Consider the following 11,299-nt stretch of genomic DNA (forward strand, 5'->3'; position numbering starts at 1 on the left):
TCACCTGGTTGACCCCGGCGAAACCTGGTACAAGCCGGATCGGGGCGCGGCGGCGGGCTCTAGGGTGGAGGGGTGAGCGCGCAGATCCGGCCGGACCTTTCCTCCATCCCGGCGTACACCCCAGGCCGCAGCTACCCCGGCGCGGTCAAGCTCGCCAGCAACGAGACCACGCTGCCGCCGCTGCCCGCGGCCGCCAAGGCGATCGGCGCGGCCGCCGAGCTGGCGCATCGCTACCCGGACAATCAGGCCACCGAGCTGCGCGCGGCCCTGGCCGAGTTCCTCGGCGTGACCGTCGAGCAGGTTGCCGTCGGCTGCGGCAGCGTCGCGCTCCTGCAGGAACTGGTGCAGATCACCTGCGGTTCGGCCGCCGACGAGGTGCTGTTCGCCTGGCGCTCCTTCGAGGCGTATCCGATCGTCACCCAGGTCGGCCACGCCACCGCCGTGCGGGTGCCGCTGACCGCCGGGCACGCGCACGACCTGGACGCCCTGGCCGCGGCGGTGACGCCGCGCACCAAGCTGGTCTTCGTCTGCAACCCCAACAACCCGACCGGCACCGCGGTGGGCCGCGACGCCCTGGAGCGCTTCCTGGACGCCGTGCCCTCCGACGTGCTGATCGTGCTGGACGAGGCGTACTTCGAGTACCTGCGCCTGGCCGGGACCGGCCAGTGCCCGGACGGCGTCGAGCTCGGCCGCGGCCGCCCGAATGTCGTTGTGCTGCGCACGTTCTCCAAGGCCTACGGCCTGGCGGGGCTGCGCGTCGGCTACGCCGTCGGCGACCCCGAGGTGATCACCGCGCTGATGAAGGTGCACATCCCGTTCAGCGTGAACCGGGTGGCGCAGGCGGCGGCGATCGCCTCGCTGGAGGCGCGCGGCGAACTGCTCGACCGCACCGACGCCCTGATCGTCGAGCGCGAGCGCGTCCGCAACGCCCTGCTCGCGGCCGGTTACGACGTGCCGCCGAGCGAGACCAACTTCGTCTGGCTGCCGCTGGGCGAGCGCGGCGGCGCGTTCGCCGAGGCCAGCGCGGAGGCCGGCGTGCTGGTGCGGCCCTACGCCGCCGACGGCGTGCGGGTCACCGTGGGCGACCCGCACGAGAACGATCTGTTCCTGGCCTTCGCCACCGATGCCGCGGTGGCGCCGCGCTTCACGTGAGTTCGAGACCGGCGGCGAGGGTGGGCCAGGAGGCGGCGAGTTCGTCGGTCCAGTACGGCCAGGAGTGCGTGCCGGTCGAGCGCAGATTGACCGCGGCCGGAATGCTCAGCTCGGCCAGGCGATCGGCGAGGTTGCGGGTGCAGGTGTAGGCGCCGGCCTCCAGCGGCCCGCCGAAGCCGATGGCGCTGAGCACCTCCGGATTGCCGGGCACGTCGTACTTGCCGGGCAGGCCGTTGCCCGAGGAGAGGTAGATCGCCTTGTCCCGCAGCGCTTCCGCGTGCGTGAGCACATCGTGCTCCTGCCACAGCGGATTGTCTTCCTTGCCGAACATGTTGTCGGCCTTGCCGTTGTAGGTGGCGATCACGGCGCGCGCCTGGGCCTGTCCGGCGTCGCTGCCCATTTCGTAGCAGCCGCTGTGCCCGGCGACGGCGGAGTACAGCTCGGGCTGGCGCACCGCGAGCATCAGCGCGGCTTCGGCGCCCATCGAGACTCCCATGACCGCGTTGCGGCCGGTCCCCGCGAAGCGGGCGTCGATCAGCCCGGGGAGTTCGTCGGTGAGGAAGGTTTCCCACTTGTTGAGGCCCAGCACCGGGTCCGGGCGCTGCCAATCGGTGTAGTAGCTGGCCGGGCCACCGACGGTGAGGACGACGGTGACGTCCTTGTCCTCGAAGAATTCTTTGGCCCCGCCCAGCACGGTCCAGTTGTTGCTCTCGGACTTCGCACTGCGGCCGTCCAGCATGTAGACGACCGGACGGGGCTCGGATCTGTTGCGCGGCAACAGGACCTGTAGCTCGACCGTCCGGCGCATGGCCGGCGAGGAGACGAACACGCGCAGGTCGCGCGGGCTGATCGGGATGACGCTCTCGATGAAGGGGCGGGGCGGCTTGGGGGTGGTGGGCTCGGCGGGATCCGGCTTGTCCGCCGAACCGCTGTTCGGTCTGTCCGGCGGTTCGGCGGTCGCGAGGGGCGCCCCCGCGACGGCACCCGCTAGCAGGGCAAGGGTGACGAGCACGCCGGATAGCCTGCGTCTGATGTGCTCGGAGGGGGTTCTGCGCCGAGACCGCATAGCGCCATACTGCCAGAAATGTACGGTTCCCCCCGCGTGCCAGCGGTTCTGGCGGCGAGTTCCGGGGCCGTGCTCGCCTCGCGCCCGGGGCACCGGCAAACTTCGAGTCGGTCGCTCGACCGACAGCTGGTGGTTATCCAACTGGGATTACGCCGAATTCGGGCACACGGTCAGCACACTGGTCGTACGCTTTGGACGGGCCCGAATCCCGCATCCGGCGACGTGTGCGGGCTACTTCACGGCATCGCGGCACGGTTGTTCGGCCGCGCTCCCCCGATGTCGTCCGGCGGCCGCCGCGCACACCCCGCGCGAACTTTCACGGGGTGCCCGCCGCGGCGCCGCCCCAACCGGCAGGCGCCGGTGATCGATCCACGCTCCACGTTCGATGTCTTGTCTGTTCTCGCAGTACCTGATGCCCGACCGGAGAAAATCGTGAACCAGATGATGCCCGTTCGACAGTTCGACCACCTCGCCGAAGCAGGCGCTTTCGGTCCGGAGCAAGTGCGGCGACTGCGTGAGTGCGACGAATTCTTCCGGCAACCCGAGCTGGCGCATCTGCCCAGTCATCGCCGCCGCGTCGCGCTGCGCGAGCTCGAGCACGAGGCCGTCTACGAGCAGACCGCCGAGGAGATCCTGATCGGCGCCAAACTGGCCTGGCGCAATCACGCCCGGTGCGTCGGCCGCAAACACTGGCGCGCATTGAAGTTGATCGACGCCCGGCACGTGCGCTCGGCGCGGGAACTGGCCGAGGCGTGCTGGGAACACCTACGCCTGGCCACCAACGGTGGCGCCGTGCAATCCATGATCACCGTCGGCCCGCCGCGCCGCCCCGACGGCCGCGAGTACCGCATCGTCTCACCGCAGCTGCTGCGCTACGCGGGCTACCGCAACGGCGACGGCACCGTCACCGGCGACGCCGCCCACGTCGCGATCACCGAATTCGCGCGGAAACTCGGCTGGCGCGGCGCGGGCACGCCGTTCGACCTCCTGCCGGTCCTGATCAGCACCCCGGACGAGCCGATCCGCTGGTTCGACGTGCCGCCCGAACTCGCGCGCGAGGTGCAGCTGGAACATCCCGACTTCGACTGGTTCGCCAAGCTCGGCCTGAAATGGCATGCGGTGCCCGCGGTGTCGAACATGGACCTGGAGATCGGCGGCGTCACCTATCCGTGCGCGCCGTTCAACGGCTGGTACGTGGGCACCGAGATCGGCGCGCGCAATCTCAGCGACGAGAACCGCTACAACATGCTCCCGCTGATCGCGGACATGATGGGCCTGGACACCTCCAGTGCCCGCACCCTGTGGCGCGACCAGGCACTGATCGAACTCAACCGCGCGGTGCTCTACAGCTATCGCAAGTCCGGCGTGTACCTGGTGGATCACCACACGGTCGCCAAGCAGTTCTGCGATCACGTGGCCCGCGAAAAGGCCGCCGGGCGCACCTGTCCCACCGATTGGTCCTGGATCAATCCGCCGATCTCCTCGGGGCTCACGCCCACCTTCCACCGCTACTTCGATCCGCCGGACGACGGGATCCGGCCCAACTTCGTGCGCCGGGGCTGACGGTCAGGGCCGCGGCGCGGTCCGGGCCCGCAGCTCTTCGGCGAAGGCGACGGCCGCGGCGATGTCGGCCGGGTCGGGGTGCCCCTTGCTGACGCCGCCCACGACGCGCAGCGGCAGCCAGGTGTCGAAACCGCGGCAGTGGAAGGCGTCGGTCACCTCGAAGCCCTTGCGCTCCAGGGTGCGCGTGAATGTGCGCACGTAGCGTCGGAAGGGCGGTTCCGGGAAACCGCTGGTGCACAGGACGAACGCCTTGCCGCGCTGCCCGTTCGGCAGCGCGGCGACGAAGCGGCGCAGGTCGGGATGGAAATCCATGGTGAAGATCCCGGAGGCGAAGCCGACCAGGTCGTAGGCGGCGAGCTCGGCGGGACCGATCTCGCCGGGTGCCACGACCCGGGCGTCGAGCACCCGGCCCACGGCCTCGGCGACGCGCTGCGTGTTGCCGTGCGAGACCGACGTGCAGACGATGACGACCTTCATGGGGATGTCCCCTTTCGTTCCGCTGGCATTGCTGGACACTCTCGGAGACACCGGCGGGCGGCCCGAAGTGACACTCGGCCTTTGTGCCGCCGGTCACACTCGCGAATCGAGCGTGCGCACGGTATCGGCGGATCGCAGCTTGTCCGGATTGCGGATCGCGTACAGACCGGTGACGACCGGCCCGGTCACCTCGATCAGCAGCACGGTGTCGAGCGCGCCCGCGGCGGAGCGGATCAGCAGTGCGGGCAAGGCGTTGAAACTGCCGAATTCGACGGTCATGCCGGGCATCCAGCCGCGGCCCAGGCCGAGCAGGAACCGGGCGACCGGCTCCGCGCCGACGATCGGCCGCCGCGCCGCCGTGACCCGGCCGCCGCCGTCGGAGATCTGCACCACGTCCGGCGCCAGCACCGCCAGCAGAGCGTCGATCGCACCGGTGTCGACGGCCTGCAGGAACCGGGCGACGACGGCGCGGCTGGTCTCGGCGTCCGGCTCGAACCGGCGGCGGCGCGCGGCGACGTGCCCGCGCGCCCGGTGCGCGATCTGCCGGACGGCGGGTTCGCTCTTGCCGATCATGGTCGCGATCTCGGCGTGGCTGTGGCCGAACACCTCCGCGAGCACGAACACCGCGCGCTCGGTGGGGCCGAGCGTCTCCAGCACCAGCAGCATGGCCATCGACACCGATTCCGCCAGCAGCACATCGTGTTCCGCGTCGGGGCTGGTGCGAATCGGCTCGGGCAGCCAGGCGCCGACATACTCCTCGCGCCGGCGCCGCACCGACCGCAGCTGATTGATCGCCTGCCGCGTGACGATCTGCACCAGGTAGGCCCGCGGATGCGTCACCCCGCTCGCCTCGCGCCAGCGCAGGTAACTGTCCTGCAGCACATCCTCGGCATCGGCCGCGCTGCCCAGAATCTCGTAGGCGATGGTGAACAGCAGCGGCCGGAACGTAGCGAACGGATCGATCCCACTCATCGGCCACCCCCTGCCTTGGCGGAGACGGAGGGATTTGAACCCCCGGTCGCTCTCGCGACGCTCGCTTTCAAGGCGAGTGCATTCGGCCGCTCTGCCACGTCTCCAGGGCCTCGATGCTAGCGCACGGGGTGATCGGCACGCTTTCCGATTACCTCGTCGACGCGGGTGAAGACGTCGGCGATGACCTCGAGCTGGTCGGGGGTGAGCAGGTCGATGAAGTCGCGGCGGACGGCGTCGACGTGGCCGGGGGCGGCCGCTTCCAGGCGGCGCAGCCCGGTCTCGGTGAGTTCGGCGCGCACGCCGCGGCCGTCCTCCAGGACGGTGTGCCGGATCACCATGCCCTGCTGCTCCAGCCGATGCACCTGGTGGGTGAGGCGGCTGCGGGAGGACAGGACGCCGTCGGCCAGCTCACTCATGCGCAGTGAGCGGCCGGGCGCTTCGGAGAGCAGGACGAGGATCCGGTACTCGGGGATGGTGAGGTCGGCTTCGCGCTGGAGTTGACGGTTCAGCGCCGCCATCAGGCGTTGATGGCCCTGCATGTAGGCCCGCCAGGCGCGCTGCTGCGGTGGCGTGAGCCAGTGCGGCTCGGCTTCGGGGTGCACTTGGCCAGTCTAGTGAGCCTCGCCCGCCGGCAATCCGTATCGATAAGTACCGCAACATCTTTCAGCGAGCGGAGACGATCAGCGAACGATCGAGTTCGGCCGGGGAGGCGCACCCGGCCAGGCCGAGCGCGGAATCGAAATCCGCCAGCAGCAGCCGCAGCGCGTGCCGGGCGCCCGCGCGGCCGGCGATGCCCAGGCCGTAGGCCCACGGGCGGCCGTAGAGCACGGCTTTCGCACCGAGGGCCAGCGCGACCAGCAGGTCGGAGCCGGTGCGCACGCCGGAGTCGAACAGGATGTCGGCGCGATCGCCGATCGAGGCGACCACCGCGGGCAGGGCGTCCAGCGCGCCGATGGCGCCGTCCACCTGGCGGCCGCCGTGATTGCTGACGACCACGGCGTCGGCGCCCGCGTCCACCACCCGGCGGGCGTCGTCGGGATGCTGGATGCCCTTCACCGCGATCGGCAGGTCGGTCCACTCCCGCAGGCGCGCGAGGTCGGCGGGGCGCAGGGTGTGGTTGCCGAACAGGCTCACCCAGGTGAGGATCGCGATCTGCATCGCCTCGGGGCTGTCCTCCGGCGGGGTGGCCAGCTTGGCCCGGAACACCGGATCCGACAGGTAGTTCGCGATGCCCTTGCCGTGCAGGAACGGCAGATGCGCCAACTCCAGATCGCGCGGCCGCCAGCCCAGGCTCGGGGTGTCGACGGTGACCACGATCGCCTTCGCGCCCGCTCGCTCGGCACGCTCGACGAAGGAGCGGGCCAGGTCGTCGTCGTTGGGCCAGTACAGCTGGTACCACCAGTCGCCCGCGGCCGCGCCGACCTCCTCGATGGTGGAGGACGCCGCCGTCGACAGCACGGTGCCGAGGCCGAGTTCCTTGGTGACGTCGGCGATTATCAGTTCGCCCTTGTCGTGCATCAACTCCAGGACGCCGATCGGCGCGGTCAGCACCGGCGCGGCCAGGCGGGTGCCGAGCACCTCCACCGACAGGTCGCGGGCGCCGGGGCCCGTGGTGCCGCGCAGCATGCGCGGCACGATCCGGTGCCGGTCGAACGCGGCGAGGTTCGCCGCCGCCGTCCGCTCCGACGAGGCGCTGCCCGCGACATAGGCGAACTCGGCCGCGCCCAGCACCTCGCGCGCCCGCTGCTCCAACCCCGCCGCCGTCATCGGCAATTCGGGCACCGCGCCACCCAGTCCCGCCAGGTAGATCTCGTTCTGGAAGTCGATAAAGCTGCTCACAGCCGGAACGCTAGTCCCTCGGATCGCACCGCGCGCGCCGCTCGGCAGATCGGCTGCCGCACAGCTCGATTCACCGCCCGACCTGGGCCCCTGCGCGCGCCCGCCCCGCGGCCGGTGACGTCGTTGCCGTCCACGGGCACGGGGCTGGGGCAGGATGGTCGCATGCGCGCAGTCGAGCTGAACGGATTCGGTGGGCCCGAGGTGATGGCGTGGGGCGAGGCGCCCGAGCCGGTGCCGGGGGCGGGCGAGGTGTTGATCGAGGTGGCCGCCGCCGGGGTGAATCGCGCGGATCTGTTGCAGCGGCAGGGTTTCTACGCGCCGCCGCCCGGGTCCAGCGAGATCATGGGGCTGGAGGTGTCGGGGGTCATCGCCGAAGTCGGGGCGGGCGTGGCGGATTGGCGGGTCGGTGACCGGGTGTGTGCGCTGCTGTCCGGCGGCGGGTATGCCGAGCGGGTGGTCGCGCCCGCCGGGCAGTTGCTGCCGGTGCCGGACGGTGTGGAGCTGAGCGCGGCCGCGGGGCTGCCGGAGGTGGCGGCCACCGTGTGGTCGAACCTGGTCATGACGGCGGGCCTGGCGGACGGGCAGCTGCTGCTGATCCACGGCGGCGGCAGCGGGATCGGGACGCACGCCATCCAGGTGGCGGGCCGGCTCGGTGCGCGGGTCGCGGTGACGGCGGGCACGGACGCCAAGCTGAAGCGGTGCGCCGAGCTCGGCGCGAGCGTGCTGATCAACTACCGGGAGCAGGATTTCGTCGAGGTGATCCGCGACCAGCAGGGTGCGGGCGGGCCCGGAGCCGACGTCATCCTCGACAACATGGGGGCGGCCTATCTCGCGCGCAATGTCGAGGCGCTCGCCGAGCACGGGCGGCTGGTGGTGATCGGCATGCAGGGCGGGGTCACCGCGGAGCTGAATCTGGCCGCGCTGCTCGGCAAGTGGGGTTCGGTCCACGCCACCAACCTGCGCCGGCGTCCGGCGACGGGCCCGCACAGCAAGGCCGAGGTGATCGCCGAGGTGCGCCGCCAGGTGTGGCCGCTGCTCGCGGCGGGCGACATCGTCCCGGTGATCCACGCCGAGCTGCCGATCGGCGAGGTGGCCGAAGCCCACCGGATGCTGGACTCCTCGGACACTTTCGGCAAGGTGGTGCTGCGCGTCGAGCGCTGAAGCGGGGCGCGCTAATCCAGGGCGGTGAGCGCGCGGCCGAGCTGGTCGATCTCGAACTTCGTGGTGTAGGGCGCCAATCCGATGGTGACCGCGCCGCCCTCGTCGTTGACGCCGAGCGCGTCCAGCAGCCGGCTACCGCCGTGCACACCGGACAGCGTGCCGATGCGGGCGTCGGCCAGCTTGGCCGCGACCTTCTCCGCCTGCATGCCGGCCAGGGTGAACGACACCGTCGGAATGCGGGTGGAGGCCCGGCCGATGACGGTGAGATTGGGCACCTTCTCCAGCACGTCCATCAGATGCTCGAAGAGCTGATCGTGGTAATCCTGCAGCGAGGTGATCGACATCTCCAGGCGCTGGCGGCGCGTGCCGGTGGCGCGTTCGTCCAGGCCGGCGAGGAAATCGATGGAGGTGGTCAGGCCCGCGAGCAGCGCGTACTGATGGCCGCCGACCTCGAGCCGCTCGGCGCCCTTCGCATACGGATTCAACGACATCGACGGAATCCGGTCCAGGAAGGCGGGATCGCGGAACACCAGGGCGCCGATCTGCGGGCCGCCCCAGGCGGGCGCGCTGAGCGCGATCACGTCGGCGTTGAGTTCGTCGATATCGATGAGCGCGTACGGAGCGGCGCCGACCGCGTCGGCAACCAGCAGGCCACCCACGTCGTGCACCCGGTCGGCCGCCACCCGCACCGCGGGCGCGGAACCGACGATCGGGGACGCGGCCGTCAGCGCGACCAGCCGGGCGGTGGGGCCGATCAGTTCCTCGAACTGCCAGGACGGCATCTCGCAGGTCTCGATTTCGACCTCGGCCCAGCGCACATGCGCGCCATAGCGGTTCGCGATGCGCAGCCACGGCGCGACATTGGCTTCGTCGTCCAGGCGGGAGAGCACGATGCCGGTACCGAGCCCGAGCCGGGAGCTCAGCGACTCCGCCAGCCAGGCCAGCAGCACCGCGCGATCGGGGCCGAGCACCACGCCCGCCGGATCGCCGCCGACCAGATCGGCGACCGCCTCGCGCGCCGCGTCCAGGATGGCGGCGCTGCGCACGGCGGCGCCGTTGCGCCCGATGTGGGAAAACGAGGAGGTGCGGAAACCCGTTGACACGGCACGCGATACCGAATCCGGAACCAGCATGCCCGCTTGCGGGTCGAAGTGGATCCAGCCGTCGCCCAGGGACGGTATCAGGCCCCGAACCCTCGCGACGTCGTAAGTCATGTTGGCCACTCTAAGGGCAGCGGGCGAGCCTGCGTAACCGTGTTCCACCTGACTGGCAGAAGGCACCGCAGCGACCGGGGTGAATGCATGGCAACCGACTTTCAGCAAATCCGAACCACACGACGACCCGAACAGTTTAGGCCGCCGGGCGGTCTCGTAAACACGGACCGGCACCCGTGCGCGGCGGATGACATGATGGGGCCATGACGCATTCGGATGAGGCACCGGATTCCATCGTGGTGGTCGGACCCGACGGCCGGCACCTGGTGATTCCCGCCGACGCGGGCACTCCGCTGAACGCCCAGGTGGTCTCCGACGAGGACGAGTCCGGCACCGCACCCGAGGCGGCGGACGCGGGCGAATCCCTGGCCGACATGGTGGAGCAGCCCGCGAAGGTGATGCGCATCGGCACCATGATCAAGCAGTTGCTCGAGGAGGTGCGCGCGGCCCCGCTGGACGACGCCAGCCGCACCCGCCTGCGCGAGATCCACCGCTCCTCGGTGCGCGAACTCGAACAGGGCCTGGCCCCGGAGCTGCGCGAGGAACTGGAGCGGCTGACGCTGCCGTTCACCGACGAGGCCATCCCCTCCGACGGCGAACTGCGGATCGCCCAGGCGCAGTTGGTGGGCTGGCTGGAGGGCCTGTTCCACGGCATCCAGACCGCCCTGTTCGCCCAGCAGATGGCGGCCCGCGCGCAGCTCGAGCAGATGCGCCAGGGTGCGCTGCCGCCCGGCATCCACGCCGCCGACCCGCGCACCGGCAATGTCACCGGCGGCTCCGGGCAATACCTCTGAGGTCTGTTCCGGCCGATCCGGTCAACCCTGGTTCCGGCCGTTCTCGGTGAACGTCGCAAGGGTAGTGTCGAGCACCGTGTCCGCCGCTGCCGCTCGCCCCGACTCCGACGTGAGTGCGGTGCGTCCTGAAGAAAGCCCCGTGCATTCAGATGACCCAGCTGACAGCAGTTCCCCGGAGGGCGCGATGAGCGCCGGGGAACCGCTAGCGGCGGAAGCTGTTCCCGCCGCGCCGATCGTGTCGGATTCACAGACCTTCCAGCGGGCCTTCAAGGACTTCCGCCAGGGGTTCTCCCAGCGCGAGCTGTGGTTGTCGCTCGGCTGGCAGGACATCAAGCAGCGCTACCGGCGCTCGGTGCTGGGCCCGTTCTGGATCACCATCTCCACCGCGGTCCAGGCCGCGGCCATCGGCCTGCTGTACGCGACGCTGTTCGGGCAGCCGCTCAGCGAATACCTGCCCTACGTGACCGTCGGCATCATCGTGTGGAACGTCATCGAGGCCAGCATCCTCGAGGGCTCGGACGTCTTCATCGCCAACGAGGGGCTGATCAAACAGCTTCCGTCCGCGCTGAGCGTGCACATATACCGGCTGGTGTGGCGCCAGTTCCTGTTCTTCATCCACAACGCGGCGATCTATCTGGTGCTGCTGCTGGCCTTCAGCGTCTGGCGGGATCTGGATCTGTCGGTGCTGCTGGCGATTCCGGCGATCGCGCTGCTGTTCCTCAACGCCGCCTGGGTCACCATCGTGTTCGGCATCTTCAGCACCCGCTACCGCGATATCGCGCCGATCCTGGGCAGCCTGACCCGGATGCTGTTCGTGCTGACGCCGGTCATGTGGTCGGCGAAGGTCCTGCACGAGCAGGGCGGTTCGGTCAGCGAGCGAGCGCGCCTGGTCGAGCTGGTGCCGACATACCATTATCTGGAGATCGTGCGCGCGCCGCTGCTCGGCGACGCGATCCACTGGCACAGCTGGGTCGTGGTGCTCGGTTTCACCGTCGTCGGCTGGCTGGTGGCGGTGTTGGCTATGAAGAAGTACCGGTCCCGCGTCCCCTACTGGGTGTGAA

The 11,299-nt window shown here is 70.3% G+C and carries 11 protein-coding genes and 1 tRNA gene; 5 read left to right on the forward strand and 7 right to left on the reverse strand.

Annotation, left to right across the window (positions count from 1 at the left end; translation table 11 throughout):
• Positions 1-72: 72 nt before the first annotated feature.
• Positions 73-1,152 (forward strand): histidinol-phosphate transaminase, encoded by a 1,080-nt coding sequence (hisC, locus tag AB0I43_RS05815; protein WP_356971642.1) that lies wholly within the window; start codon positions 73-75, stop codon positions 1,150-1,152.
• On the opposite strand, the gene AB0I43_RS05820 is transcribed toward hisC, so the two are convergent.
• Positions 1,145-2,164: an alpha/beta hydrolase family protein gene (locus AB0I43_RS05820; protein WP_356971644.1), complete on the reverse strand. Its 1,020-nt coding sequence runs from the start codon at positions 2,162-2,164 to the stop codon at positions 1,145-1,147. The genes hisC and AB0I43_RS05820 overlap by 8 nt on opposite strands.
• A 495-nt stretch (positions 2,165-2,659) precedes the next feature.
• Here AB0I43_RS05820 and AB0I43_RS05825 point away from each other — a divergent pair, with 495 nt between their 5' ends.
• Positions 2,660-3,781 carry a nitric oxide synthase oxygenase gene (locus AB0I43_RS05825; protein ID WP_356971646.1) on the forward strand — a complete coding sequence of 374 codons (1,122 nt, stop codon included), beginning with the start codon at positions 2,660-2,662 and terminating at the stop codon, positions 3,779-3,781.
• Positions 3,782-3,784: 3 nt separating this feature from the next.
• Here AB0I43_RS05825 and AB0I43_RS05830 read toward each other — a convergent pair whose 3' ends face one another.
• The 5 genes from AB0I43_RS05830 to AB0I43_RS05850 all read right to left on the reverse strand — a co-directional run bounded on the left by AB0I43_RS05830 (position 3,785) and on the right by AB0I43_RS05850 (position 7,069).
• On the reverse strand, positions 3,785-4,258 hold the full coding sequence (locus AB0I43_RS05830; protein ID WP_356971647.1) for a flavodoxin family protein: 474 nt from the start codon (positions 4,256-4,258) through the stop codon (positions 3,785-3,787).
• A 93-nt stretch (positions 4,259-4,351) separates the two neighbouring features.
• Positions 4,352-5,230: an RNA polymerase sigma-70 factor gene (locus AB0I43_RS05835; RefSeq protein WP_356971649.1), complete on the reverse strand. Its 879-nt coding sequence runs from the start codon at positions 5,228-5,230 to the stop codon at positions 4,352-4,354.
• Between the two features lie 16 nt (positions 5,231-5,246).
• Positions 5,247-5,334, reverse strand: a tRNA-Ser gene (locus AB0I43_RS05840).
• A 12-nt stretch (positions 5,335-5,346) separates the two neighbouring features.
• Entirely contained in the window at positions 5,347-5,769 is a 423-nt protein-coding gene (locus AB0I43_RS05845) for a MarR family transcriptional regulator (protein ID WP_356972231.1), read from the reverse strand.
• A gap of 124 nt (positions 5,770-5,893) precedes the next feature.
• Complete coding sequence (locus AB0I43_RS05850; protein WP_356971651.1) at positions 5,894-7,069, reverse strand: lactate 2-monooxygenase; 1,176 nt, start codon at positions 7,067-7,069, stop codon at positions 5,894-5,896.
• Between the two features lie 162 nt (positions 7,070-7,231).
• On the opposite strand from AB0I43_RS05850, the gene AB0I43_RS05855 reads away from it, so the two are divergent.
• A complete protein-coding gene (locus tag AB0I43_RS05855) occupies positions 7,232-8,230 on the forward strand; it encodes an NAD(P)H-quinone oxidoreductase (RefSeq protein ID WP_356971653.1) in 999 nt (332 codons plus the stop codon).
• Between the two features lie 11 nt (positions 8,231-8,241).
• Here AB0I43_RS05855 and AB0I43_RS05860 read toward each other — a convergent pair whose 3' ends face one another.
• On the reverse strand, positions 8,242-9,444 hold the full coding sequence (locus AB0I43_RS05860) for a cysteine desulfurase-like protein (protein WP_356971654.1): 1,203 nt from the start codon (positions 9,442-9,444) through the stop codon (positions 8,242-8,244).
• Positions 9,445-9,647: 203 nt separating this feature from the next.
• Between AB0I43_RS05860 and AB0I43_RS05865 the strand changes: the two genes are divergently transcribed.
• Together AB0I43_RS05865 and AB0I43_RS05870 are read left to right on the forward strand one after the other, a co-directional pair.
• Positions 9,648-10,238: a bacterial proteasome activator family protein gene (locus tag AB0I43_RS05865; protein WP_356971656.1), complete on the forward strand. Its 591-nt coding sequence runs from the start codon at positions 9,648-9,650 to the stop codon at positions 10,236-10,238.
• A 184-nt stretch (positions 10,239-10,422) separates the two neighbouring features.
• Positions 10,423-11,298, forward strand: coding sequence for an ABC transporter permease (locus AB0I43_RS05870; RefSeq protein WP_356971658.1), 876 nt, complete (start codon positions 10,423-10,425; stop codon positions 11,296-11,298).
• The last annotated feature ends 1 nt before the right edge of the window (position 11,299 follow it).

It is taken from the genome of Nocardia sp. NPDC050435, from assembly GCF_040655395.1.
Taxonomy (GTDB): Bacteria; Actinomycetota; Actinomycetes; order Mycobacteriales; family Mycobacteriaceae; genus Nocardia.